This window comes from Parvimonas sp. D9 (genome assembly GCF_035282565.1).
Classification (GTDB): Bacteria; Bacillota; Clostridia; order Tissierellales; family Peptoniphilaceae; genus Parvimonas; species Parvimonas micra.
The window spans coordinates 89,867-115,773 of sequence record NZ_JAYKBM010000005.1 but is presented as its reverse complement, the minus strand read 5'-3'; the positions used below and the strand labels follow the sequence as shown (position 1 = coordinate 115,773).

General features: G+C 28.0%; 26 protein-coding genes. All 26 read right to left on the bottom strand.

Annotated elements, in window-relative coordinates:
* Positions 1–46: 46 nt before the first annotated feature.
* Positions 47–1,855: a translation elongation factor 4 gene (gene lepA / locus VJI94_RS06140; RefSeq protein ID WP_324008711.1), complete on the bottom strand. Its 1,809-nt coding sequence runs from the start codon at positions 1,853–1,855 to the stop codon at positions 47–49.
* Positions 1,856–1,858: 3 nt separating this feature from the next.
* Positions 1,859–2,434 (bottom strand): signal peptidase I, encoded by a 576-nt coding sequence (gene lepB, locus VJI94_RS06135; RefSeq protein ID WP_118058619.1) that lies wholly within the window; start codon positions 2,432–2,434, stop codon positions 1,859–1,861.
* Between the two features lie 39 nt (positions 2,435–2,473).
* Positions 2,474–3,010, bottom strand: coding sequence for a chromate transporter (locus VJI94_RS06130; protein WP_118058617.1), 537 nt, complete (start codon positions 3,008–3,010; stop codon positions 2,474–2,476).
* A gap of 9 nt (positions 3,011–3,019) precedes the next feature.
* Positions 3,020–3,541, bottom strand: a complete 522-nt coding sequence (locus VJI94_RS06125; protein ID WP_029949342.1) for a chromate transporter — start codon at positions 3,539–3,541, stop codon at positions 3,020–3,022.
* A gap of 1 nt (position 3,542) precedes the next feature.
* The gene (gene prmC, locus VJI94_RS06120; protein ID WP_324008710.1) at positions 3,543–4,343 is read right to left on the bottom strand and encodes a peptide chain release factor N(5)-glutamine methyltransferase; all 801 of its coding nucleotides are present in this window, start codon (positions 4,341–4,343) and stop codon (positions 3,543–3,545) included.
* Between the two features lie 14 nt (positions 4,344–4,357).
* Positions 4,358–4,849, bottom strand: coding sequence for a hypothetical protein (locus tag VJI94_RS06115; protein WP_118058612.1), 492 nt, complete (start codon positions 4,847–4,849; stop codon positions 4,358–4,360).
* A 194-nt stretch (positions 4,850–5,043) separates the two neighbouring features.
* The gene (nrdR, locus tag VJI94_RS06110; protein WP_004832091.1) at positions 5,044–5,490 is read right to left on the bottom strand and encodes a transcriptional regulator NrdR; all 447 of its coding nucleotides are present in this window, start codon (positions 5,488–5,490) and stop codon (positions 5,044–5,046) included.
* Positions 5,490–6,545: a cell division protein FtsZ gene (gene ftsZ / locus VJI94_RS06105; protein WP_004832093.1), complete on the bottom strand. Its 1,056-nt coding sequence runs from the start codon at positions 6,543–6,545 to the stop codon at positions 5,490–5,492. The genes nrdR and ftsZ overlap by 1 nt, the downstream gene beginning before the upstream one ends.
* An 80-nt stretch (positions 6,546–6,625) precedes the next feature.
* Entirely contained in the window at positions 6,626–8,134 is a 1,509-nt protein-coding gene (locus tag VJI94_RS06100) for a cell division protein FtsQ/DivIB (RefSeq protein ID WP_324008709.1), read from the bottom strand.
* 2 nt (positions 8,135–8,136) lie between these two features.
* The gene (murG, locus tag VJI94_RS06095) at positions 8,137–9,246 is read right to left on the bottom strand and encodes an undecaprenyldiphospho-muramoylpentapeptide beta-N-acetylglucosaminyltransferase (protein WP_324008708.1); all 1,110 of its coding nucleotides are present in this window, start codon (positions 9,244–9,246) and stop codon (positions 8,137–8,139) included.
* Position 9,247: 1 nt separating this feature from the next.
* Positions 9,248–10,351 carry an FtsW/RodA/SpoVE family cell cycle protein gene (locus tag VJI94_RS06090; RefSeq protein WP_281703510.1) on the bottom strand — a complete coding sequence of 368 codons (1,104 nt, stop codon included), beginning with the start codon at positions 10,349–10,351 and terminating at the stop codon, positions 9,248–9,250.
* Positions 10,351–11,676, bottom strand: a complete 1,326-nt coding sequence (murD, locus tag VJI94_RS06085; RefSeq protein WP_269755007.1) for a UDP-N-acetylmuramoyl-L-alanine--D-glutamate ligase — start codon at positions 11,674–11,676, stop codon at positions 10,351–10,353. The genes VJI94_RS06090 and murD overlap by 1 nt, the downstream gene beginning before the upstream one ends.
* A 14-nt stretch (positions 11,677–11,690) precedes the next feature.
* Positions 11,691–12,662 carry a phospho-N-acetylmuramoyl-pentapeptide-transferase gene (gene mraY, locus VJI94_RS06080; RefSeq protein WP_029949335.1) on the bottom strand — a complete coding sequence of 324 codons (972 nt, stop codon included), beginning with the start codon at positions 12,660–12,662 and terminating at the stop codon, positions 11,691–11,693.
* Positions 12,663–12,679: 17 nt separating this feature from the next.
* Positions 12,680–15,103 (bottom strand): penicillin-binding transpeptidase domain-containing protein, encoded by a 2,424-nt coding sequence (locus tag VJI94_RS06075; protein ID WP_278554484.1) that lies wholly within the window; start codon positions 15,101–15,103, stop codon positions 12,680–12,682.
* 29 nt (positions 15,104–15,132) lie between these two features.
* A complete protein-coding gene (locus VJI94_RS06070; RefSeq protein ID WP_029949332.1) occupies positions 15,133–15,498 on the bottom strand; it encodes a septum formation initiator family protein in 366 nt (121 codons plus the stop codon).
* Between the two features lie 13 nt (positions 15,499–15,511).
* On the bottom strand, positions 15,512–16,444 hold the full coding sequence (gene rsmH / locus VJI94_RS06065) for a 16S rRNA (cytosine(1402)-N(4))-methyltransferase RsmH (RefSeq protein ID WP_150262637.1): 933 nt from the start codon (positions 16,442–16,444) through the stop codon (positions 15,512–15,514).
* A gap of 11 nt (positions 16,445–16,455) precedes the next feature.
* Positions 16,456–16,893: a division/cell wall cluster transcriptional repressor MraZ gene (mraZ, locus tag VJI94_RS06060; RefSeq protein WP_416383675.1), complete on the bottom strand. Its 438-nt coding sequence runs from the start codon at positions 16,891–16,893 to the stop codon at positions 16,456–16,458.
* Between the two features lie 305 nt (positions 16,894–17,198).
* On the bottom strand, positions 17,199–17,954 hold the full coding sequence (lgt, locus tag VJI94_RS06055; RefSeq protein ID WP_324008706.1) for a prolipoprotein diacylglyceryl transferase: 756 nt from the start codon (positions 17,952–17,954) through the stop codon (positions 17,199–17,201).
* Between the two features lie 8 nt (positions 17,955–17,962).
* The gene (locus VJI94_RS06050; RefSeq protein ID WP_324008705.1) at positions 17,963–18,595 is read right to left on the bottom strand and encodes a TIGR01906 family membrane protein; all 633 of its coding nucleotides are present in this window, start codon (positions 18,593–18,595) and stop codon (positions 17,963–17,965) included.
* A gap of 1 nt (position 18,596) precedes the next feature.
* Positions 18,597–19,340, bottom strand: a complete 744-nt coding sequence (locus VJI94_RS06045) for a YebC/PmpR family DNA-binding transcriptional regulator (protein WP_004832115.1) — start codon at positions 19,338–19,340, stop codon at positions 18,597–18,599.
* 2 nt (positions 19,341–19,342) lie between these two features.
* Positions 19,343–20,050, bottom strand: a complete 708-nt coding sequence (nadE, locus tag VJI94_RS06040; RefSeq protein ID WP_118058599.1) for an NAD(+) synthase — start codon at positions 20,048–20,050, stop codon at positions 19,343–19,345.
* 161 nt (positions 20,051–20,211) lie between these two features.
* Positions 20,212–21,102, bottom strand: coding sequence for a LicD family protein (locus tag VJI94_RS06035; RefSeq protein ID WP_278554705.1), 891 nt, complete (start codon positions 21,100–21,102; stop codon positions 20,212–20,214).
* Positions 21,102–22,322, bottom strand: a complete 1,221-nt coding sequence (locus VJI94_RS06030) for an MFS transporter (RefSeq protein ID WP_004832122.1) — start codon at positions 22,320–22,322, stop codon at positions 21,102–21,104. Before VJI94_RS06030 ends, VJI94_RS06035 begins: the two co-directional genes overlap by 1 nt.
* Positions 22,323–22,615: 293 nt before the next feature.
* The gene (locus tag VJI94_RS06025; RefSeq protein ID WP_324008704.1) at positions 22,616–24,133 is read right to left on the bottom strand and encodes a 3D domain-containing protein; all 1,518 of its coding nucleotides are present in this window, start codon (positions 24,131–24,133) and stop codon (positions 22,616–22,618) included.
* Between the two features lie 293 nt (positions 24,134–24,426).
* Positions 24,427–25,314 (bottom strand): DMT family transporter, encoded by an 888-nt coding sequence (locus VJI94_RS06020; protein WP_118058595.1) that lies wholly within the window; start codon positions 25,312–25,314, stop codon positions 24,427–24,429.
* A 69-nt stretch (positions 25,315–25,383) separates the two neighbouring features.
* Complete coding sequence (gcvH, locus tag VJI94_RS06015; RefSeq protein WP_004832163.1) at positions 25,384–25,755, bottom strand: glycine cleavage system protein GcvH; 372 nt, start codon at positions 25,753–25,755, stop codon at positions 25,384–25,386.
* Positions 25,756–25,907: the final 152 nt, after the last annotated feature.

Here is a 25,907-nt window from a genome sequence, read left to right as displayed (position 1 = left end):
TTTCTCCTATTAAGCAAAAAGCCTATCTTATAATAGGCTTTCTTATCTATTTTTCATCATATTTCAATACAGCTAAAAATGCCTGTTGAGGTACTTCTACGTTACCAATTTGCTGCATTTTCTTCTTACCTTCTTTTTGTTTTTCGAGTAATTTTCTCTTTCTTGAAATATCTCCTCCATAACATTTTGCAAGTACATCCTTTCTCAATGCTCTTACAGTTTCTCTCGCAATTACTTTTGAACCGATTGAAGCTTGAATAGGTACAGCAAATTGATGTCTAGGTATTTCATCTTTCAGTCTTTCAACTATATTTCTCGCTCTGTCATAAGATTTTTCACGATGAACAATTATCGAAAAGGCATCGACTAAATCTCCGTTGATTAAAATATCCAATTTAGCTAAATCTGAACGTTGATATCCTTTTAATTCGTAATCAAGTGAAGCATAACCCTTTGTTTTTGATTTTAATGCATCAAAAAAGTCGTAAATAACTTCATTCAACGGCAATATATATCTTAGACTTACTCTATGTTGATCGAGATATTCCATATTTTCAAAAACTCCTCTTTTGTTTTGACATAAGTCCATAATAGTTCCGACATAGTCTTTTGGAGTCATAATATTTGCCTCAACAATAGGCTCTTCCATATATTCTATTTCAGTTTCTTTAGGCAAATTGCTTGGGTTTTGGATTTCAAGTATTTCTCCTGTTTTTTTGGCAACTTTATAGATTACAGATGGAGCTGTTGTAATTATATTCAAATCAAACTCTCTATCTAGTCTTTCTTGAATAATCTCCATATGCAATAGTCCTAAAAATCCACATCTAAATCCAAAGCCTAGTGCAACAGAGCTTTCAGGCTCAAAGGACAGAGAAGCATCATTTACTTGAAGTTTCTCTAAAGCTTCCCTTACACTATTAAAATCCTCCCCTTCTGCGGGATAAATTCCACAATAAACCATTGGAATAACTTTTTTATATCCAGGTAAAGCTGAGTCAGTCATATTTTCAAAATCTGTAATAGTATCCCCAACTCTTGCATCTTTTACATTCTTTATGCTTGCAACTACATAACCTACATCTCCGGCTTTTAGCTCTCCAGTTTGAACATTTCCTGAAGCAGTATAACCAACTTCAGTTACTTCAAATTTTCCTTTAGTTGCCATCATATAAATAGTCATTCCCTCTCTTAAAGTTCCTTCAACTACACGAACATAGGAAACAACACCTTTATATGAATCATAATACGAATCAAAGATAAGTGCTTTAAGTGGTGCATTTTCATCTCCAGTTGGAGCAGGGACATTATTTACAATATCTTCCAGTACATCTTCAATATTAAGTCCCTCTTTTGCAGAAACTAAAGGAATTCCCTCTGTATCAAAGCCTGTTATTTCTTCAATTTCATCTTTTACTTCATCAATTCTAGCTGACGGTAAATCTATTTTATTTATAACCGGTAAAATTTCTAAATCTTGTTCTAATGCTAAATATACATTTCCAAGAGTCTGAGCTTCAACACCTTGAGTTGCATCAACAACCAAAATAGCTCCTTCACAAGCGGCAAGGCTTCTTGATACTTCATAAGTAAAATCAACATGTCCCGGAGTGTCAATAAGATTTAAAACATAAGTTTCTCCGTTTTTTGCTTTGTAGAAAAGTTTTACAGCTTTTAGCTTAATAGTAATTCCTCTTTCTCTCTCAAGATCCATACTATCTAAAACCTGCTCTTCCATTTCTCTTTTAGTCATCATTCCTGTTTTTTCTATTAATCTATCAGCAAGAGTTGATTTTCCATGATCTATATGTGCAATTATAGAAAAATTTCTAATATTCTTCTGTTCTATTTTCATAAATTATTTTAACCCTCCAAAATTATTAAAAGGATAATATCTAAATATAATTTTTCCAACAATATCCGATCTTGGAATAACTCCTAAATCTCTACCATCTCTACTATTTGACCTATTATCCCCCAAAACGAAAACATATCCTTTAGGAACTTCCCATTTTGTAGTATTATTATGTGGAGTTGTAACATTTGTACTTACATAGTTCTCTTCCAACATTTTTCCATTCAAATAAACTCTATCATTAATTATTTCAACAGTATCTCCTTCAACTGCAATAACTCTCTTTAAGTAGTATTTCTTTGCATCAGGAACATAAAAGTCGATTATATCTCCACGAGTTATATTCTTTTTCATAAAAAACAATTTATTAACCATAAGTCTATCTCCATGATTTACTGTCGGATTCATACTTCTTCCATCTACAATAGTGCTTGTAACGACAAATGTTTTTATTCCAAAACTTATTAAAAGTGCAAGAATTATAACTTTTGCATAATCCCAGAATATTTTTCCAAAATTCTTTTCATTCTTTTCCTGCATTATATTATCTTTTTCTTCATCATATCTATCATCAATCATAATTTCCTCCAAATTTATACAAATATTTTATCATATTTGTTAATGTCTATCCACTAAATACTTGCAATATAAAACATATCCAAAACCGCCCAAAAATATTACAAGAAAAGGACTTATTTTAAAATAACTTACTAAAATTAAAACTATAAAGCTAATTAAATAATGAATAGCTTGAGATTTCGTCTTTTTCCCAAGTATTATAACAGCTGATGCTAAAACTGCAATTAAAGCGGGTTTAACAGCGACAAAAAATTTACTTACATAGTAATTCGCACTCATATCTTTGAAAAATATAGCAATTATAAGAATTGACAAAAAAGCGGGAAAAATTGAACAGAACAAGCAAACCAATGCTCCTGCCAAGCCTTTTAACTTATATCCTACTATAATGCTTATATTACAACCTAAAACGCCCGGAACACTTTGTGCTATTCCAAGTGCATCTAAAAATTCTTCTTGAGTCATATATTTCCTTTTTTCCACAATTTCTTTATTTATAACCGGAATCATCGCAGCTCCACCACCAACCGTCAGAGTGCTTATCCACAAAAACGTCTTAAATAATTGAAATAACATAATTACCTCCTAAATAATCCACATTCCGATTATACCAGTTAAAAAAATTGCAATTATCGGATGTAAATTTTTATAAGTAGTTAAGTAAAATATTATTCCAAAAGTAATTATCGAATATATAGTATAAAAGTCAGAATCAATAACAGACACACAACTAGATGCAATCAATCCAAGTACGACAGGTCTGATCCCAACAAAAAAGTTCTTTATATGTACATTATCTTTAAATTTTTGCATAAAAAAAACAATTAAAGTAATTAAAATAAAACTTGGTAAAACAACTGCCATAGTAGTTATAATAGATCCAATAACTCCGTTACCTACAGTATATCCTACAAATGTTGCAAGATTTATCGCAATTGGACCTGGTGTTATTTGTGAAATTGTAACAAAATTTATAAAGTCATTCATTCCAATCCAACCATATTTATCTACAACCATAGATATAATCAGTGGAATCATTGCATATCCTCCACCAAAATTATATGCTCCAATGAATAAAAACACTAAAAACAAGCTAATTAAACTCATTTTATCTCCTCTTACCTATTATTATTCTATCAAAACCTGCAAAATCTTTTTTTTGAAGTAAAATTTCAAATCCATTTTCAATTAGTAAATTAGAAATAATTTTCATTTGATTATATCCTATTTCAAAAGCTAAAACTCCATTTGCAGATAAATAATCCAAAGAACCCGAAATTATTTTTTTATAAAAGAATAATCCATCTTTTCCACCATATAAGGCATTTTGAGGCTCAAAAGATAATTCTTTTTCCAGTGTTTTCATATCGATCTCATCAATATAAGGAGGATTTGAAACTATAATATCAAAATTTTTCTCCTTTATATTTGAAAAAATATCACTTTCAAAAAAATCCACATTTTTTAGATTCAACTTCTCTTTATTTTTATTTGATAATTTTATAGCTTCTTTGTTTATATCAATACCATAAACATACGATTTTTTCAAATTATCAGCCAGTGCAAGACTTATAGCTCCACTTCCACAGCCTATATCTAAAATTTTATCCTTTTTACAATCCAATTTTAAAATTTCATCAACCAAAATTTCAGTCTCAAATCTTGGAATTAAAGCAGATTCATCAACAAACAACTCCAAACCATAAAATTCCCATTTTCCGAAAATGTATTGTAAAGGATAATTTTGTTTCCTTTTTTCAATTATTTCTAAAAAATCATTATATATAGAATCAACACAAAATCTTAAATCCATTTTTAATTCAACAGACTTTTTTCCCGTTAAGTACTCTAAAATTAACCAATTTTCATTTGTGCCCCCATGCTTTTCAATTAATTCTTTTATGTTCATAATAAACTCCAATTCTAAGAAATTTTAGAATACAACTCATAAACAAAATTATAAAAATCATCAGTAACGGTTACTAGAAAAGAATATTCATTATACTTTAAAGTAGCCGTCCTGTCTTCTGCAGATAAAGAAATACTGAATACATTATTATTATTTTCAAAAGTTATAGTTATATCCTCTGTTCCCATAGTAAGTTCGGAATTAGAAACAAATTTACTAAATTCAAACTTTGAAATAATATCCCCCATTAATTTTTTATCTTCTATAATATATTTTTTATCATTTCCGGCTTTAGTAATTACTATCTTATTCAATTCTTGAGGAGATAAATATTTTTTTTCAATTTTTAAGACATCATTATTATTTATATCTGTAACTATATAATATTTTTCTCTTTCTTTCCTCACTTTTGCTCTTTCAAGACTTGATTGATAAAAAATCAATCCTAATCCCACAATTTCTATAATTAAAACTAGAATAATTATATTTTTAATATTTTTTTTCATAAAATACCCCTCCGATATTTAAGTCAAAAATAAATTAGAATCTTAACCATAATCCACTATTATTTTATCATAATTTGAAAAAAAAATAAATTAAAATTGACAATAACTAGCTATCTCTTGTTACTTTATTGATAAATATATTCTATAAAATTATATTATTTCATAAAAAAAGAGATGAATTTCTCACTCACCCCTTAAAATTCTTTTTGTAAATATTCCAAAAATGCCTTTATATCTTTAAATTCTTTATATACCGCGGCAAAACGAATATAAGAAACCTCATCAAGTGATTTTAAATATTTTAAAACCAACTCCCCAATCTGAGTAGATTTAATCTCATTTTTATAATTCTGCCTTATATCCATCTCAATACTATCTATAACGGACTCTATTTCTTTATCTTGAATATTTCTTTTTTCACAGCATTTTTTTATACCTGCAAAAACTTTATTCCTCGAAAAAATTTGTCTGGAACCATCTTTTTTTAATACAAAAATTACAAACTCCGGCATTTTTTCATAAGTAGTAAACTTATAATTACAAATTTCACAAACTCTTCTTCTCTTGACATAAGTTTTATCATTCGAATTTCTTGAATCTAAAACCCTCGTAGTTTCCGCTCCGCAATTAGGACACTTCATTATCTTAAGAAACTTGGAATATCTAAATCTAATCCATCATCTTTTTTATCTAAAGAGGATTTTTTTTCAACACCTGATGATTTTCTAATCCCTCCGGCTACAAGCGGATCGAATCCTGTTGCAATAACAGTAATTTTGATATTGTCTCCAAGTGATTCATCAACTCCTGTACCAAAAATAACATTAGCATCTCCATCAATGGCTTCTCTAATTAACTCTGCAGCTTCATGTGCTTCAAAAAGTCCGACATTCGCAGCTGTAACATTAAGAAGAACAGCTTTGGCACCATCAATAGAAGTTTCAAGCAATGGACTGTTAATTGCCATTTTTGCAGCTTCAATAGCTCTATTTTCTCCGCTTGCTATACCAATTCCCATATGAGCAACGCCTTGATCTTGCATTACTGATTTTACATCTGCAAAATCCAAGTTTATTACGCTAGGAACAGCAATTAAATCAGAAATACCTTGAATACCATTCATCAAAACTTCATCTGCCTTAGCAAATGCTTCTAACATAGTAGTTCTCTTTTCAGAAATTTGGATTAGTTTATCATTTGGAATAGTTATTAATGTATCAACTTTTTCTTTAAGTGCTTCTATTCCTTGTTCTGCTTGAATTGCTCTTTTTCTTCCTTCAAAAGTAAATGGTTTAGTAACTACACCTACAGTTAGAATTCCCATTTCTTTAGCAATACTAGCAACTATCGGAGCAGCACCCGTTCCTGTTCCACCACCCATACCGGCAGTTACAAAAACCATATCGGTTCCTTCAAGAGCTCTCATTATTTCTTCTTTACTTTCTTCTGCAGCTTTTTCACCAACAGATGGATTTGCACCAGCGCCAAGTCCTCTTGTTAATTTTTCCCCTATTTGAATTTTGGTTTCTATATCAATAGAATTTAAAATTTGTCTATCTGTATTTACTGCTACAAAGTCAACTCCTCTTAGTCCAGATTGTTTCATTCTTGAGATGGCGTTGTTTCCACCACCACCAATACCAAAAACTTTAATTTTAGCTAAGTCATTTCCATATACTTCCATCTCAAATGCCATTTTTATTTCCTCCTATATTATTTTATATTTATTTTTTAGGTAACCAATGTTATTATACTAAATTTTTAAATAAAATTCTACTATTTTTTTACAATTATTGGATTATCTCCTACATTTAGTATAATTTCCTTTGCATTTATTCCTTCAAGTTGAATTTTTTTAATTAAAATTCCAATTATTTGCGTCTTTTTAGTATAGTCATTTAAATCTCCAAAAGTTACTTTTAAAGAGTTTTTTAATTCTATTATTATTTCTTTATCATTTGTAAAATCAATACTAACAATGTCAGAATAATATTCTTTAGTCAAAATATTCAATAAAAACTTAACTTTCGTTTCATCCTTAGAAAAATCTTCTCCTACCTTTAATCCTGTTTCGCTGATTCCTTTTAATTGTGCTCCTGATGCTTTAGAGTTATCCGTAGCAACTTCCTTAACTTTACCGTAATTATCAATAGTTGTTAGCCCGCTTGCTGTATTTATATAGGCACTAACATAATTTTCTTTTACTTCTATTTCAATTATATTTGGATAATTCTTTCTTACCTTTACATCCTCAATATTTGAAAGCTCTTTTAAATTTTTCTTAATTTTACTTGAAGATGCTAGAAATATATTGTCTCCAACGCTAACACCACTTTTAGAAATTAAAATTTCTCTTTCATTTGCAACATTACCAACTACATTTATGTAATCAATCTTAAACAAATCATGGGTTAATCCAAAATAGACCATTATTGCCATACAAGCTAACAAAAATGCCAATAAGAATTTAAAAAATATTCTAATTCCTTTTCTTCTTTTCTTCTTTCTGCCTTTTCTGTCTATATAATATTCATCGTCATCTTCATCATCTTCTAATTCATCTGTAGTATCTTTTAATTCGTTATAATAATTTGGCTTTTGACTAACATTTACGTAATTTATTTGACCGGTTTTAATCTCGTCATCTAAACTTCCAAAATCGTCATCGTCATCTTCATCATCTTCTAATTCGTTGTGAGTACTTTCATCTTTTTCAAATAAAGAATCATAATTTTCCTCTTTTGCTAACTCTTCATCATTAGATATCCCATATTGATCAAATATTGAATCTTTTTCATCTTTATCTTCAAAAGCAATAGCTTCATCTTTACTTTTTTCGTCGGATAATACAGCTTTCGGTTCTTCTTTTAAAATAAAATCTTCATTTTCTGATTCTAAACTTCCAAAATCGTCATCGTCAGAATCAAATTGTTCCGATGTGCTAACATCTTCCACAATCTTATCTGTTTTGTCTTCCACAATTTTATCTGTATTTTCTCCTGCATCTACAGTTTTTTCAGGAATTTCTTGAATAACCTCATCTTCTATGATGTCTGCTGATGGAACATCTTCATCTCCTATATCTTCAGAAGGAACATGTTCTTTATCGTAATTCATTTGGTCAAAATCTACACTCTTAAAATCCTCAAAAAATGATTCATCTAAAGTGTTATTTTTAGATTTTAAGTTGTCATATTCATAAAATTCATCATGTACTGCATCAATCTTATCAGGTCTCTTTTTTACAAATATTTTAGGTTTTTTTCCTTTGTTATTGCCAGACATATCTATCTCCCTTTAAATTTATCATAAAATATTGAAACAAAATCATTTACTGCATTAGGCATTGCAAACTTTTTAGTATTTTCCTTCATTTGTTCAAGTCTATTATTATCAAAAATTATTTTTTCTATATTTTCCCATAATAAATCAGAATTTAACTCTTTTTCGAGTATAAGCTCAGATGCACCAATATCTTTATATGCTCTCGCATTAAATTCTTGATGATTTTCTGTAGTGTATGCTTTTGGTATTAGTATACTTGCCAAACCTATTTTTGATATCTCAGCTAATGTTATTGCTCCGGAACTTGTTATAACCAAATCTGAAACTCCATAAGCTTTATCCATTTCAATCATATATGGTAAAATTTTTACATTTCTACCTACTTTTATATCTTTATTTTTTATTTCTTCTAAAAATTTATCATAGTTGCTTTTTCCTGTTACGTGAATTAAAGAAATTTTATTATTATCATAAAATTTATCCAAAATTCCTAAAATTGCTTTATTAAGCTCTTCACTTCCATTACTTCCTCCAAAGGAAAAAATATTTTTAGAATCTTCATCAAGTTCAAAAAACTTTAGAGATTCTTTTCTATCTAAATTTTGAAATCTATTTCTAATAGGATTTCCTGTAACAACACATTTTTCATTATTTTTAAAAAACTTAATTGACTCTCTAAAAGTAACAGCCATTGAATCCACATATCTTGATAAGATTCTGTTCGTAATTCCCGGATAACTATTTTGTTCGTGAAATATTGTATAAATACCAAGTTTATGAGCTTTATACAAAACGGGTCCCGTTACAAAACCTCCTGTTCCTATAACAATATCAGGTTTAAATTCTTTTAATATTTTTTTTGCTTGAGATAATCCTTTAAATAAAATAAAAACTGATTTAAAAAATTTCTTATTAATTTTTCTTGGAAGTCCCATAACCTCAATAGATTTAAAATTTATATTTAAACTTGGAATTAATTCACTTTCCATACTGTTTTTAGAACCTATATATAAAATTTCTATATTTTCGTCTCTTCTTTTTAATTCTTCAATTATTGCAACAGCAGGATATATATGTCCTCCTGTACCTCCCCCTGATATTACAACTCTCATATTATCTCCCTTTAATATCATATCTGACAATTCCTAAAATAATCCCAATCATTATTGAAGTCATAACTAAAGATGAGCCACCATAACTGACAAAAGGTAAAGTTACTCCGGTAGGAGGAATTGTTCCGGTAGCTGTTCCTATATTTACTAATGTTTGTAATCCGATTGAGAATGTTATTCCCAGTACTATCATTTTTCCATATAAATTCTTTATATATCTTGAAATCATTATTCCTAAATATGCCAAATAAATATACACTCCAATTAAAAACACAGAACCTATAAATCCAAATTCTTCTGCAATAGTTGCAAAAATAAAATCATTATGTGCCTCAGATAAAGTATATTTTTGTCTTCCATTTCCAAGACCAACACCCCAAAGAGAGCCATTTGTTATTGCAAAAAGTGATTTTATAAGTTGCCAAGATTTTGAATCTCTATATTTTAATGGATTGATAAACGCTTGAATTCTACTCGTTCTGCTATATCCAGAATTTAAAAAATATACAGCTGCAAAACTTGCAATTGATATTCCCATTCCTGAGAACAATATTGCTTTTTTGTCCATACCTGCAATTATATACATAGCAGTTAAAGTTCCGATTATTATCAATGTGTTTGAAAGATCCGGCTGAATCATAACAGAAAACGAAGCTAACCCGACTATCGCTAAATATTTAAAAAACACATTTTTAAAAGTAAATTTATTTTTATACTTATCAATAATATATGCCATTAGCATTATAGAAGCAATCTTCATAAAATCAGAAGGCATAAAAGTAAAACCACCTACTCCTATCCATCTTCTTGCATTATAAATATTAATTCCAAGCGGGGAATATACTAAAAATCCCACAAAAAACGAAAATATAAAAATTCTTTTGCTATATTTTTTAAATCTTACAATATTTACATACGAAACCAAAAACATAAATAAAATAGATAGAAACACAAATATTACATGTTTTTTTATTATATCTATCTCATTTCCTTTTAGTCTATAGCTATAAGGCCAACTTGTACTAAAAACCATTATACTTCCAAAAAGAAGTAAAAACAGTACAACCATAACCATTTTTTTTGTGTATTTATCAAACTTAATCATTATAATTCATTTACCAATTTTTTAAATAAATTTCCTCTTTCTTCGTAACTTTTGAACATATCCCAGCTTGCAGATGCCGGAGAAAGTAAAACATTATCTCCATTTTCCGCAATTTCAAAGCATTTTTCTACAACTTCTCTATAATCATTAACAATTATATTATTTTCAAATCCATTTTTCTTTGCACTATCATAAAATTTATATTTTGTATCTCCAACTAAAATTAGTGTCTTTACCTTACCATTAAAACTTTCAAACAACGGATTAAAATCCACATTTTTATCATATCCACCTACGATTAATATAATAGGCTTTTCTAAAGCTTCAATAGCTTTTATAGTTGAATCTACATTTGTTCCTTTAGAGTCATTATAAAACTTTATCCCATTTAATTCTCTAACAAACTCAATTCTATGTTCAACGCCACCAAAATTTTTACATGCAAAAATTATGGTATCTATGATTATACCATAATTATAACAGATTGCCAAAGAAATTAAAACATTTTGAGCATTATGTCTTCCTAAAATTTTCAAATCTTTCATAGAAAAAAGTCTTTTATCATTATGATAAAAATTATTTTCACTCAAATAAAAATCTGCCTTTTTATTTTTTAATGAAATTGTTGTTACATTTGTATTTTCTACATTTATTTTATTCAAAATTTCATCATCAATATTTAAAATTAGATTCCCATTTTTATCCATGTTTTTAAATATTTTTAATTTATCTTCTATATAATTTTCAAAACTTCCATGCCAATCAATGTGATCCGGAGTTATATTGCCAATAGATGCTATAAATGGTTTAAACTTTTCAATGTTATGCAATTGAAAACTGCTAACTTCTATAATATTTACAGTTTCTTTATCTGAATTAAAAATTTCCCATAGCATTCCTACGCCAATATTTCCTACCACTTTTGATTTGATATTTGCAGTTTTAAAAATTTCTCCAACTAAACTTGTTGTGGTAGTTTTACCATTAGTTCCTGTAATTGCAATAATTTTTCTTTCTGGAAATAGAGTATATGCTAATTCCAAATCCGTATATATTGGAACTTTTTTATTATAAAAATATTCGATTATTTCATTAGTAGGTTTAATTCCGGGACTTTTAACTATAAAATCAAAATAATAATCTTTGTAATTTTTTATAAATTTATAATTAAATTTTTCAAGTTTTTCAAAAACATTTTGTAATTCTGATTCGTCTTTATCATCATAACAATAAACATCAGCTTTCAAAGAACTAAGAGTTTTTATGGTTGAAATTCCTGATAAACCTAATCCAATAACCAAAACTCTTTTATTTACAATTTCCATAAACTAACTCCTAATTAAATACTAAAAAATAAATATACAGATATAATTGACAACATTCCGCTAATTACAGCAAAAGCTGTAACTATTTGCGGTTCTTTATATCCTTTCAATTCATAATGATGATGTATCGGACTCATCAAAAAAACTCTTTTCTTATTTCTTGTTTTATAGCTAACAACTTGAATAATAACAGATAATGCTTCCATAACATATATCCCGCCAATAATAGGCAAGTAAAAAATTATTCCATTTAATATACATATTGTTGCTATAGCTCCCCCCAAAGCCATTGATCCGGTATCGCCCATAAAAACTCTGGCAGGATATGAATTAAACATAACAAAGCCCATTAAACTTGCCATAAAAGCTAAAGAGAATACTCCAACACCCGGAAATCTTGAAAAACTTATCAATCCAAGTCCTAAAAATACGGGAATTGATACAGAAGATGAAAGTCCATCCAATCCATCAGTTAAATTAGTAGCATTTGCAGTTCCTATCATTACAAAAATCAGTATAGGATAAATAATCCAGCCAAAATTAACTGCTCCTTTTACAAAAGGAATTAACTGATATCTTAAATCTGTTCCTACTACTTTTTCTATAAATAAAATTACAACTATGCTTATTATAAATTGGATTATCAATTTTTGAATTTCTGTAAGACCCAAAGATCTTTTCATAACAAGTTTAAAAAAATCATCTAAAAATCCAATAAGCGTAAAACCTAACATACCGATTAATACAGCAAATACTTCTTTAGAAAAATTGCCTAAACAAAATGTCGTAAGAATTATTGCAATTACAAAAAATATTCCTCCCATTGTTGGTGTTCCCGCTTTGGATAAATGACTCTGAGGACCGTCATCTCTTATATTTTGACCTAATTTAAATTTTCTTAAATATGGAATAGAATATTTTGCTATAATAATTGTTAAAAAAAAGCTAAATAAAATACTCCATATTGTAAAATTTGATATTCTCATTTATTCCATCTCCTAAATTAATCTTCAAAGGTCAATACTATTTCTTCATCTTTTGAAATATAACTTCCTATTTCTTTATTCGAAGACACAAATTTTCCTTTACCACCTGAAGTTTTATATTTATATCCCATCTTATTTGCGACGTCTATAGCCTGTTGATAGTTCATTTTTGAAAAATCGACAACACGTAACTTTGTATCTTCATCATCTGAAACGGTTAGCTTAACTGTACTTCCTTCAACCAAACTCTTTTCAGGATCCTCACTTTGTCTGGTAACTATAGACTTTGGCGAAGCAGAACTATCTATACTGTAATTTAAATACTGTCCTTTTAAAAGTTCTGTAGCATATTCTAATGTAAGTCCTCTAACATCCGGAACTTTTGTTTTTCTAACTATGCTGTTATTATCATTTTTTTTAGTCAATTGTTTATACTCAGCTATTTCTTCGGCTAGTTTTTTAGCTAAAGGAGCACAAACACTGGTACCACCTGAATTTGCTTTAGGTTCATCAAACACAATTAAAATACTGTATTTTGGATTTTCAATAGGAAAAGCAATATACAATGAGGCAACAGTCTTTTTATCATCATATTTACCATTTACAGCTTTTATTGTTGTGCCGGACTTTCCTCCAATTCTGACATTATTAGAATAAACCTTGTTTACTATTCCGTCAGTTACACCATGCTCCATTAACACTCTCATTTTATCACTTGTTTCTTTTGAAATAATTTGATTTTTAACAATAGCTTCATTTTCTTTTATTTTAATTTTATTATCTGAATCTTTTTCGACGTTTTTAACATTAATTTGCGGTTCTAATAAATACCCACCATTAACAACAGCATTTGCAGCCATAATCATTTGAATAGGAGTTACAGAAATTCCATGTCCATAACTCATTGTAGCAAGTTCTGCTGCTCCTATATCTGATAAAGACTTCGGAATTTTCCCGTTAGATTCTCCCGGCAAATTTATCCCTGTTTTATTGCCAAATCCGAAGCCATTAATATATCTATAAAATTTTTCTTTTCCCAAATGTCTAACCATTTGCACAAAGGCGGGGTTACAACTGTTATCTAACGCCTCGGTAAAAGTTTCTTTCCCGTGTGGATTTTGCCAATTAAAACATCTGAGTGTAACTCCCGGAATATCTCTTATAAATCCATTACAAAAAAAAGTTGAATCTAAAGTATCTGTCTTTTCCTCTAAAGATGAAGATGCTGTTATAAGTTTAAATACAGAACCTGGTTCATAAACATCACTGACAGCAGGATTTCTCCACATTGAAAATATTTTTTTCAATTTTTCTTTTTCATCTAAATTTTCAAATTCTTTAATCGCATTGTTATCAAGTGGAACTGTAGGATTATTGTTATCATATTTTGGAAAACTATCCATCGCAATTATATCACCGTTTGTTACATCTGAAACTATAACACTCATCTTGATGGGTTTTTCTTCTTCAAAATATTTTTGCCCATATTCCGCGACATACTTTTGTATTGTACTATCTATAGTTAAATATAAATCTTTTCCATCTTTTGCTTCAATGACGTCCTCAACAGATTTGTTAAGATTTTCTCTTATAACTCTTTTAGATCCGTTTGTTCCTGAAAGAGTATCATTCAAAAAATTTTCAATGCCGCTTTGTCCTCCGTTTTCGTTAGCATGTCCAACTACAAAAGGTGCCAAAGTTCCATCTAAATAGTTTCTGCTTTGTTCAATCTCAACACTGATTATAGAAGAATTTATATCCTTAATTTCTTTTGCTAATTCAGGACTTATACTCTTTTTTATTTTAAAATTAGTTCCTCTATCTGCTCTGTCGAATACTTTTTTCTTATCAAGCTCAAGGACAGAAAAAATTTCATCTAATTTTTTTTCTTCTGTCTCTTTAGCTTTTTGAGAATAAAGTTTAAATTTGTCATATTCCAATACAGAAAAATAAACTTCCTTATTACTATTAACACTCACTATAAGCGAATTTTTTGATTTTATAGTAGCGTTTTGTTCTTCTGTAATACCTTTTTTTATTAACAAATTATTATATTGATCAGCTTTTTCAAAAATTTCTTCTTTATTCAACTGCAATATATCAAAAATTTTATCCAATTTTTTTGTTTCTGTATCTTTAATCTTTCCGTTGGATTTTTTATAGCGGTTATAATCAAGAGTCGAAAAATAACCATTATATACACTTATACTCTTAGCCAATGTATTCCCATTTCTATCAAAAATGGAACCTCTTTTTGCTTCAAGCGGTGTATAGCTAACTGAATCTTTAAATTGTTCAACACTGTATTTATTTTTTGAATACAACTGTAAATATGCTAATTTAGCAATTATAGTGCTAAAAATTATTATAAAAATAAAAAATAAAACAGCCGAACGAGAAGAGACTGTTTTATTTTTAATAATATATTTCTTGTTTTTCATTTAAACTCCTCTTGTCTAAGTTTAATAAATTAATCAATCTTATCCAAATATTTAACTTGTTCCTTCTTAGGAAAATCCATATTATAGTTAAGCCTTGCAAGTTTTGCAATCCTATCTACAGATTTATAAGGCTCAAGTTTCATATTATTATCATCTCTTTCAGTTTCCAACGAGCGAATTTCAGAGTTTAGTGTATTTATTATTCTATTTTGTTGAGCAATATTTAGATATCCATATAAAATTACTACACTAAAAATTAATGTAATAAAAGTGAATATAAAAAGTGTAATATTTTTATATAAACTGGATTCTCTGGTAATTCCGTAGGCTTTTTTGTTTTTCTCTGAAATTCTCTCGCCTGAAACATTGATATATTTTACTTGAGCCGTGCTCATATAAATCATCCTCCTAAATTTTTGAACAAATCCTCAATTTTGAACTTTTTGATCTGGGATTTCTGTTCATTTCTTCTTCGGAAGGTACTAAAGGCTTTTTTGTTAAGATTTTTATTTTTGGTTTATTATTACAAACACATACATATAATTCTTTAGGGCAAATACAACCTCTTGCCAATTCTTTAAACGAATCCTTAACAATCCTATCTTCCAAAGAATGAAAAGTTATAATACATAATCTACCGTTTTTATTTAGTCTTTCTACAATATCAGGAATAACTTTCTTAATAACTTCAAGTTCTCTGTTAACCTCAATCCTTATAGCTTGGAACACTCTCTTTGCAGGATGTCCTCCTTTAGCTCTAACTGCTTTTGGAATTGCTCTTTCAATAATATCGACCAATTCAAAGGTAGTTTCTATTAACTTTTCTTTTCTATAATTAACAATAAATTCTACAATTCTTTTTGTCCATTTTTCTTCACCATAATTATAAAAAATATATTCCAAATCTTCAGAATTGTAATAATTTACAACATCAAATGCACTCTTTTTTAGATCTCTATCCATTCTCATATCCAATGGAGCATCTATCATATAAGAAAAACCTCTTTGACCATTGTCTATTTGATATGAAGAAACACCGATGTCTAATAAAACACCATCAACTTTATCAATTCCAAAGTAATCTAATATTTCTTTAAAATTTTCAAAATTGCTTTTATAAAACAAAACATTATCTGAAATTTTTAAAAGTCTATCTCTAGCAACTGACAATGCTTCTTCATCTTGATCAACGCAAATAAGTTTTCCATTTTTTATTCTTCTTAATATTTCTGTTGAATGACCTGCACCACCAACAGTCAAATCAACATAAATTCCATTAGGTTTAATATTCAAATTATCTATTACTTCATTTAACATTATCGGTATATGATTAAATTCCATAAATAAATCCTTTAAAAATCAAGACCATCAAATCTTTCAGACATAATATTATCATCACTATATTCTGCTTTGCTATATTCATCCCATTTTTCTTTAGACCAAATTTCAATTCTATCTGAAACTCCGATAATCATTACATCTCTTTCAATTTCTGCAAATTCACGTAAATTTTTATTTACTAAAAATCTTCCTTGCTTATCCAGGTCTGCATTCATTGCACAGCTACAAAAGAATCTGGTAATTGAACGAACATCTTTTTTACTGAAACCTTTTGAATTAAGTTGCTCAGTAAATTCAGCCCATTTTCTTTCTGTAAATACAAATAAACAGCCTTCAAGTCCACGAGTTACTACAAAATTAGTTCCTAATTCATTTCTGAATTTTGATGGCATAATCAGTCTGCCTTTATCATCTAAAGTATGTGGAAAATCTCCAATAAACAATGCCATCACCTCCTAAAAAACTAACTCCATTTCACTCCATATTGAACCACATTTTTTATTACACTTATATTTTATACTATTTTTTCATATTTTGCAACCCTTTTTGTAAAAATTTTTATAAATTTTTTTAGAAAAAAACATTAAAATTTCAACAATTATAAAAAAATATTAAAAAAGTGGAGGAATTTCACTAAAAAATCTTAAAAAATTAAAAACTTTTTACTGTTTTTTTACAAAAATTTTATAAAAAAACTACATAGAATAAATCCATGTAGTTAAAAAATTTTTTAAAAGTATTAAATTATTAATTATTAATTATTAATGTCTTTTCCATATTTTCTATTTAAAAAGAAAAGTATAGTTCCAACAATAACTCCAATAAGTGATAAAACTTGTGAAACTCTAAATCCTAAAAACATCAGACTGTCAGTTCTCAAACCTTCAACAAAAAATCTTACAATTCCATATAAAATTGCATAAAGGAGAATAATTTCACCTTTTTTCTTTTGGCATTTTCTCATATATATCATTAAAAATATAAAAATTAGAAAATTTCCAATTGATTCATATAAAAATGTCGGATGGTATTTTTTCCCATCTATAATAACTGCCCAAGGCAATGTAGTTTCAGTTCCATGAGCTTCTTGATTTATAAAATTTCCCCATCTTCCTATTGCTTGACCAAGTATAAGTCCGGGTGCACAAACATCAGCTAAATCTCTAAAATCAATTTTTTTATATTTACTGAAAAAATAAACTACAACAACTGCTGCGATTACAGCTCCATATATTGCAAGCCCACCTTCTCTTATATTAATTATAGATAAAAAATCGCCTTTATAGCTTTCCCATTCAAATATTACATAATATATTCTTGCCCCAATTACACTGATAGGTAAAGCAAAAAGCAAAAGGTTTGAAATTTCATCCTCTTCAATATTTCTAAGTTTGGAGTTTTTTGTTGCTACAAAAAGTCCTGCCATAATACCAAAACAGATGATAATTGCATACCACATTATATCAATTCCAAATAAAGAAAAAGCAACTCTATCAATTTTTACTTCCATATTTCCTCCTAATTGTATTCATAATCTTTAAGTTTAAGAAAAATATAAATTGAAAAAACGAACACTGTAGATAATACAATTACATTTAAAAATAAAACAAAGAAAAATTCTTCCGGTAAAATTCTTATCATTAAGTCTGTCTCATAATCTAAAAGCCATAAATCATTATTAAAAAATAGTTTATGAAAATACACAAAACTTTCAGAAAAAAATAAAGAACAGATGCCTAAAAAAGAAATTACAGATATATATGCTATTAAAATATACTTTCTTATATACATGAAGAACAAAAAATCATTTTTAAATAATTTATATATAACTACCAATAAGGTAATTATAAACAAAGATGTATAAACTATTCTATCAAGTTTAAATAGTTTATATACGTCTTCCATATGAGAAATTTCTTTTTTATTAAAATGATTTTTTAAAACTTCTTTATCTCCACTTTTAATAAATTCAACCAGTGAATTACTTGCACCTTCTATCCATTCTTTAGAAAGTCCTGACTCTTTTTCAATCTTATAATCTCTATGAAAATTATTATAATAAGAAATATCCTTAGCCATAAAATCTATTGAATATAATAAAACAAATAAAATTATACTAATAGAAATCAAAAAAGCAAATATTTTTTTCATATTATTCTATATCTAAATCTTCAGGTATTTCCCAATTATGATAAACATTTTGAACGTCGTCATTATCTTCAAGTTGGTCTATCATCTTAACCATTTTCTTTATATTATCTGGATTAGAAATCTGTGAATTATTATTTGGAACATATTCCAACTCACAGGCACTAAAAGTATATCCTTTTTCTTGTAGTGCATCTCTTAAAGTAATGAAGTCAGAAACTTCAGAATAAATTGTATAAACTTCTTCATCTGATTCAAAATCACTGGCTCCATTTTCTAAAGCAAAGTCCATCAAATCATCTTCCTCTGCTTGATCTCTTGAAATTACTATTACACCTTTTTTTTCAAACATAAACAAAACAGATCCGTTTTGCCCCAAATTTCCACCATGTTTATCAAATGCATGTCTTACATCTGCAGCTGTTCTATTTCTATTATCTGTTAGACATTCAACCACAACTGCTATACCTTCAGGTCCATAACCTTCATATATTATAGTTTCATAATTACTGGAATCTCCATCTCCGGCGCCTTTTTTCAATGCTCTTTCGATATTATCATTTGGCATATTTTCTGCCTTAGCTTTTTCTATTGCAGTTTTTAAAGAAGGATTGTATTCAGGATCCGCTCCTCCTTCTTTAACTGCAACAATTATATAACGCGCAAGTTTTGTAAATATTTTTCCCCTTCTTGCATCTTCTTTTCCTTTTTTATGTTTAATCGTACTCCATTTATTATGTCCTGACATAATTACCTCCTAAATCCTTTTGCAAAATTTCTCTTGTGCTCCGAAATTTTCACCATTTTTTTTATTTTTTCCTCTATATTTTTATCTAATTTTTCACCATTTATAAACTTTTCTAAATCATCGTAGGAAAATCCCATCTCGTCTTCATCTGTTTGATTTTCAAAAAGTCCTGCACTTGGGGGCTTTTGAATTATTTTATCCGGAACTTTCAAAAATTTTGCAAGTTCAAAAATTTCTCTCTTTGTAAAATCTACAAGAGGCATAAGATCAGAGCCACTATCTCCATATTTTGTAAAATATCCAACAGTAAATTCTGATTTGTTACTTGTTCCAACTACTAAATATCTTTTTAATTGCGCATAATAATATAAAGTAGTCATTCTAAGTCTTGGCTTAATATTAGCATAAGCCATTGAATTATCCCCTTTTTCAACAGAATCTGTAAAAACAGAATAAGTCTTAGATAAATCAATCTTAATTGCATTAAGTTTAAATTTATCTATAACCAACTTAGCGTCTTTTTCATCTTCTTCACAACTGTTTATAGGCATCATAATAGCTAAAGATTCATCATCAAAGGCTAGTTTTGAAAGTGCAGCAATAACAGCTGAATCAACTCCACCGCTAAGACCGTAGACTATCCCTTTACAATTAGCTTCCTTAACAGAACTCCTAAGCCATTCAACCAGTTTATCAACAACTTCTTTCATAATACACCTCCTTAAAATAATCTTTATTTTAAAATACAAACTTATAATACTATTTTTTATTTAAAATAATTAGTAAATAGTGCAAAACTGTAATTATTATATCAAAAAATTTTAAAAAATTCTACAAAACAAGAAAAAAAAGCTATGTTTTTACTCATAGCTTAAATTTTTTCCTGATATTCTCTGAAACTTTTATTAACATCTGCAAGATGAAAATTATGATGGTTTTCTCTTTGATCTTCAGGGGGTAATTTCATATAATCTCCATATAAAACTCTTAAATATTCATCATAATTTTCCGGAGCATTAACTTTTATATTTTCAAAATCAACCTTTACTCCTTTTCCTAATAATTCTCTTTTAAAAGGCATTATATAAAAATTATCAACTAAACAAACAACATACTCACAGTCTTCAAACTTTGGATTATCTTTTGGAACAGACAATTTTGAAATATCAGTCTTTAATTTATTAGGAATAGTTTCTCCTAATTTATAAACAAATTTCTTGCCAAATCCACTTAATGCATTTGAAAAAGCATTAGTATCCGCCTCTTCAAAAACAGGTTTTTCCTTAACTCTTAAATCTAAAACTCTATTTTGACCTTTAATGTATCCATCTAAGGGAAAAATATCAATAAATACCCCATGATTAATATCCACGTCAATTACATGTTTTTCAAAAAGAGTTGTATTACTATCACGAAGTTTTGCAAAATTCAAAGCGTATTTCGGATCCGACTCCATTGTCTGAATAAAATAATTTTCAGGCAAATATTTACCACCCTCTCTTATAAATCTATCATAATCTTCTCTTGGCATACAAACATCTACATCGTCATCCCATGGAATAAATCCTTTATGTCTAATCGCTCCAAGCAAAGTTCCAAAAGCAATATAATAAGTTAAGTTCATTTTTTCACAACAAGAAATAAAATTTTTTAAAATTTCTAATTCTTTTTTCTTTAAAGCCTCAAAATCTATATCAAACTTACTTTTTTTAAATTCACTTTTCATTTTCCAAGTGTTTTTTGAATCATATTTAAAAACCATTATCTTTCTTCCTTTGGTAATTGCAACATTATTAAATAACCTACAACAAATAGTGGAATTATGCCAAGAATTGAATATCTTGGATTATGTGTTATTGTAGTTATCAAACTCATAATAAAAGGTCCGATTATAGCAGCAAACTTACCAAAAATATTATAGAAACCGAAGAATTCATTTGCATTTTCTTTTGGAATAATTTTTGCATAATAACTTCTACTCAACGCTTGAATTCCACCTTGAGCAGAGGCTATAAATGTTGATAATACGAAAACATGAACTAAGTTGCTCATAAAATATGCAAATATTACTGAAACCATATAAGTTATAATTCCTACTTTAATCATAGTCCTAGTTCCAAACTTACTAGCCAATCTTCCATAAATAATAGCAAAAGGAAATGCCACTATTTGAACATAAATCAAAATTCCTAAAAGTACAAGTGTATTAAACTTATCTGCATCTAAAACAGATGTAGCATAAGGTATAACCATCTTTATGATAGTATCTACTCCGTCAATGTATAGAAAATAAGAACACAAAAATATAACTACAACCTTATTTTTCTCAATATTTTTTAAAGTATGAAAAACAGTACTAAAACTTTCTCTAACAGGATTAGGAACAGGTTCTACTCCATATATTTGATCAATATTTTTATACATTGGAATTGTAAGTGTCAACCACCAAACGGATGTTATAACAAAACCTATTTGATAACCTAACGGATTTTTCATCCCGAAAATCAAAACAGCTCCCAAACAAAACATAAATGGTATAACACTGGCTATGTATCCGTACGCAAATCCTGCTGTACTAATTTTATCCATCCTCTCATCATTAGTTACATCAACTAAAAATGCATCATAAAAAATATTGGATCCTGCAAAAGTTACGCTGCCCAAAACAAAAAAAGCCATTAATAAAGGTAAGCCAAATTCTCCTGCAAATGATAAAAATAATGTTGAAAAAATTGCAATAAGTGAAAATAATGTAAATAATTTTTTCTTCATGCCTTTAAAATCAGCTATAGTTCCAAGTATTGGACTAATTACAGCGATAATAATACTGGCAAATGAATTGTAATAGCCTAAATTCATTTCATTTCCGCCAACCATTCCAAAATAAATTGGAAACAACGCCGTAGTAATTGCCATAGAATAAGCAGAATTCGCACAATCATACAAAATCCAACTCAATTCTTTTTTTGAATAACCGAACATATATTCCCTCCAAATAATATAATAACAAAAAATTAATTTAAGCTATATTTTACTTCAAAATTTACCAAAACCATAAAATGTAGCATTATGACCGACCTATTACCATATTCATAATAAAAATCATATACTATTAATTTTTTAGCAAAGCTATTATATCATATTTAAAAACGATTGTCCATTGTTCATACTAATTACTAAACTTTTAAATAAAGTAATTTCAAAACTTTTAAAATACAAATATATAAAACAAAAAAGAGAAGAAATCACAAAATTTCTTCTCTAAATCAAGTTCATTATTTTAAAATATAAACTTTTACATTTCTTCTTCCAAAATTATCGGCTTGAGCTCTGCTTGTAAAACAAAGATCAATTCTATTTCCCTTTATAGCACCACCTGTGTCTTCTGCAACAGCATAACCATACCCTTCAATATATAACTTCGTTCCCAAAGGAATTACTTTAGGATCAACTGCAACTACTCCATATCTAAGAGGAGTTCCCAATCTAGTTGTACCATAGCCGCCATTTTCTGATGGATCATTAGTATATGATGTAGCATTCATAACCAAAACTTTACTATAATCAAAGCTTTTATCACTACTCTTGTCGTTAGATGAATCATTACTTGATTTTTCAGTATCAGTTTTTTCAGATGCTTTTTTTTCTTCTTTCGGAACAACCTTACCGTCAACTAATTTTTCATTAGATTTTACTGTAACTTGTTCTGAAACTGTATTTTCATCTTTTTTATCAGTATTTGAATTTGATAGAGTTATCTCACCCTTGTCTTCATTAACTTCAAATCCTGTAGCTTCTTCTTTATTTATTGATGATAATAAAGATCTAAAATTTATATATTTCCCCAACTCATCAGTTGATACATAATGTAAATTTTTTGCACCGGACTCATTAACAAGTTTTTCGACGTCTAAATTCATAGACTTTGAATCCATTAACAAATAATTATATTCACTCTTATCAGCAAAAATATAAGAACTCAACATATCTGTTAAATTTTTATTTTCTGATAAAACAACATTATCACTTTTTCTTAATGAAAATCTATCCTTGAATATCTTGAATAAGTCTTTTCCATCTAAAGAATAACTCTTTATATCTTTTTTATCCTTTCCAGATAAATCATATATTTTAGCCTTTGTTTTATCTGATAAAGAATTTACACCATCATAGAAGTATATATTTTTTTCATTTTTTACTTCTGAAATTATTTTTTCATTAATTTCCTTAGTTGAATCAAAAATATACAAATTCATATTATAAATTCGTGCATAATGAACAGCACCTAAAATATCAGAATCATTTTTTAAATCAACAACCAATAAATCACGATTATCCAAAAACTTATTTACATGATAATTTGTGTCTTCAGATTTATCGGAACCTATTCTTTGAAATTTAACACCTAAATCATTCAAAATATCATCTGAAATTGAACTTTTATCTCCAACAACATACACTTGCTCACTATTTTTTAAAACAGATTTCGAAACTTCATCAATATTGCTACCCTTAACCGGAATAACAACTCCACCTTTATCTAATGAAAGTAAACCTGCCAAACTGAAGCTAATTTTATCCTCTATATTAACTACATAAGAAATCTTAGATGCACTACCATTAGTGTTATCTAAAATTCTGCTATTTACCTTTTCAATAGTTTTGGTTTCGGACTCTGATGAGATTACAAATCCCTTTACCTTTTCATTTGCAAGTGACTTAGATGAAAATCCAGAAAATGTAGCATAAACACACAAACATGCTAAAACACTTCTAAATATTGCTCTTTTCAAATAATCACTCCTTAATTAAATTAATCAGGTTAAGAAACTTTAACCAGATAATAGAATTATAATGATTTTATATAAAATCGTCAATAAATTTCAATATTTTTCAAAAAATTTCTTAAAATTATTGGTAAATTTAACAATATTCTTAACTTAAAGTTAGTGTTTATAACTTTTTTGTAATTTTTATTATTTTATAATTCTCTATTTTTCAAAGGTTACAGAATAGTTACAAAAAATATGGTATTTTTCGAAAAAAAAACTTAAAAATATTAAAAAAATGTAATATTTATTATTTTTTACAGTTTTTTCTCTTTATTCTTTCGAGAATTTATTATATATGACATCAATGACATAGAAAAAATAAGTACAATTCCTATTAAACTGTATATACTTACTGACTCGTCAAGTATTACTTTTCCTAAAATGACAACAAATACTATTCCTAAATAATTAAATATACTTACCTCAGAGGCATTTGCATATTGATAACTAATCGTCAACCCAAATTGTCCAACAGCGGACGCAACACCTATTAAAATTAAGTATATAAAAATTTTCAAATCGGGAATATTTAAATTCTTAAATATAAATGGAAAGCTACAAATAGTTGAAAACAAAGAGAATATAAAAATTATAGTTTCAGTTTTTTCTGCTTTTCCTATTTTTGATACACACATATAGGCTATAGATGCACTAAGTGCAGAACTCATCGCAACCATTGCAGGAAATAATCTGGAATTAAATTGTGGCCTTACTACAAAAATTGCACCTATAAAAGAAAATGTTAAAGTTAAAAATCTTTCCAGTGTAAATTTTTCTTTAAATAAAAAACAAGCAATTAAGACTACAAAAATAGGACTAGTTCTTTGCAATATTCCTGCATCTGCAACAATCATATGATTTATAGCATAAAAATTAAAAATCACTCCCATATATCCGAAAACAGATCTCATAAGAAGCAATTTTCTATTTCTTTTTTCTCCTAAAAAACTACTTCCTCTTATCAAGATATACACAGCACAAATAATTAACATTACAAAATTTCTCATAAAAACCTGTTGCATAAGTGTAAATTTACCTGATGTCAATTTTACAAAAATTTGCATAAAACTAAAACCAAGTGTGGAAATAATCATAAAAATAATACCTAATTTAAAATTTTTATTTCTGGAATTATCTACCATACAACCTCCTTATCAAAAAAATAAATGCCACGCAAGTGGCATTTATTAAAAAATAACTTTAAGAAATTATTATAATGATGCTTCATAATCAGCGTCATTAGTTAATTCTTCTAATTCAGCCGGATTAGACATTTCAATTTTGCAAACCCATGCAGCATAACAATCTTTATTAATTTCACCAGGTTCATCATCTAATAGTTCATTAACTTCAATAACTTTTCCTGAAACAGGAGCATTAATATCACTTGCAGCTTTTACAGATTCTACAGATGCTAAAGAATCACCTGCTTCAACTTCATCATCAACTTCTGGAAGTTCAACATAAACAATATCTCCTAAGTGATCTTGTGCATAATCAGCTAGTCCAACTGTTACTACATTTCCTTCAACTTTTACCCAATCATGATCTTTAGTATAAAGTAATCCTTTTTCTACTCTCATTCTAATATACCTCCTAAAATTTTTACTATAACAAACACATCCAACTATGTACTGATATATTGGACTCCACTATAATATTATAGTATACTTAAATTATAGTGTAGTTTTAAAAAAATTTCAATACCTTTCATTAATTTTTTTATGTTTTTTTG

Excerpts from the sequence above, each read along its gene's own strand:
- lepA (WP_324008711.1), bottom strand. The coding sequence starts at position 1,855 with ATGAAAATAGAACAGAAGAATATTAGAAATTTTTCTATAATTGCACAT.
- lepB (WP_118058619.1), bottom strand. The coding sequence starts at position 2,434 with ATGATTGATGATAGATATGATGAAGAAAAAGATAATATAATGCAGGAA.
- VJI94_RS06130 (WP_118058617.1), bottom strand. The coding sequence starts at position 3,010 with ATGTTATTTCAATTATTTAAGACGTTTTTGTGGATAAGCACTCTGACG.
- VJI94_RS06125 (WP_029949342.1), bottom strand. The coding sequence starts at position 3,541 with ATGAGTTTAATTAGCTTGTTTTTAGTGTTTTTATTCATTGGAGCATAT.
- prmC (WP_324008710.1), bottom strand. The coding sequence starts at position 4,343 with ATGAACATAAAAGAATTAATTGAAAAGCATGGGGGCACAAATGAAAAT.
- VJI94_RS06115 (WP_118058612.1), bottom strand. The coding sequence starts at position 4,849 with ATGAAAAAAAATATTAAAAATATAATTATTCTAGTTTTAATTATAGAA.
- nrdR (WP_004832091.1), bottom strand. The coding sequence starts at position 5,490 with ATGAAGTGTCCTAATTGCGGAGCGGAAACTACGAGGGTTTTAGATTCA.
- ftsZ (WP_004832093.1), bottom strand. The coding sequence starts at position 6,545 with ATGGCATTTGAGATGGAAGTATATGGAAATGACTTAGCTAAAATTAAA.
- VJI94_RS06100 (WP_324008709.1), bottom strand. The coding sequence starts at position 8,134 with ATGTCTGGCAATAACAAAGGAAAAAAACCTAAAATATTTGTAAAAAAG.
- murG (WP_324008708.1), bottom strand. The coding sequence starts at position 9,246 with ATGAGAGTTGTAATATCAGGGGGAGGTACAGGAGGACATATATATCCT.
- VJI94_RS06090 (WP_281703510.1), bottom strand. The coding sequence starts at position 10,351 with ATGATTAAGTTTGATAAATACACAAAAAAAATGGTTATGGTTGTACTG.
- murD (WP_269755007.1), bottom strand. The coding sequence starts at position 11,676 with ATGGAAATTGTAAATAAAAGAGTTTTGGTTATTGGATTAGGTTTATCA.
- mraY (WP_029949335.1), bottom strand. The coding sequence starts at position 12,662 with ATGAGAATATCAAATTTTACAATATGGAGTATTTTATTTAGCTTTTTT.
- VJI94_RS06075 (WP_278554484.1), bottom strand. The coding sequence starts at position 15,103 with ATGAAAAACAAGAAATATATTATTAAAAATAAAACAGTCTCTTCTCGT.
- VJI94_RS06070 (WP_029949332.1), bottom strand. The coding sequence starts at position 15,498 with ATGAGCACGGCTCAAGTAAAATATATCAATGTTTCAGGCGAGAGAATT.
- rsmH (WP_150262637.1), bottom strand. The coding sequence starts at position 16,444 with ATGGAATTTAATCATATACCGATAATGTTAAATGAAGTAATAGATAAT.
- mraZ (WP_416383675.1), bottom strand. The coding sequence starts at position 16,893 with ATGGCATTGTTTATTGGAGATTTTCCACATACTTTAGATGATAAAGGC.
- lgt (WP_324008706.1), bottom strand. The coding sequence starts at position 17,954 with ATGGAAGTAAAAATTGATAGAGTTGCTTTTTCTTTATTTGGAATTGAT.
- VJI94_RS06050 (WP_324008705.1), bottom strand. The coding sequence starts at position 18,595 with ATGAAAAAAATATTTGCTTTTTTGATTTCTATTAGTATAATTTTATTT.
- VJI94_RS06045 (WP_004832115.1), bottom strand. The coding sequence starts at position 19,340 with ATGTCAGGACATAATAAATGGAGTACGATTAAACATAAAAAAGGAAAA.
- nadE (WP_118058599.1), bottom strand. The coding sequence starts at position 20,050 with ATGAAAGAAGTTGTTGATAAACTGGTTGAATGGCTTAGGAGTTCTGTT.
- VJI94_RS06035 (WP_278554705.1), bottom strand. The coding sequence starts at position 21,102 with ATGGTTTTTAAATATGATTCAAAAAACACTTGGAAAATGAAAAGTGAA.
- VJI94_RS06030 (WP_004832122.1), bottom strand. The coding sequence starts at position 22,322 with ATGTTCGGTTATTCAAAAAAAGAATTGAGTTGGATTTTGTATGATTGT.
- VJI94_RS06020 (WP_118058595.1), bottom strand. The coding sequence starts at position 25,314 with ATGGTAGATAATTCCAGAAATAAAAATTTTAAATTAGGTATTATTTTT.
- gcvH (WP_004832163.1), bottom strand. The coding sequence starts at position 25,755 with ATGAGAGTAGAAAAAGGATTACTTTATACTAAAGATCATGATTGGGTA.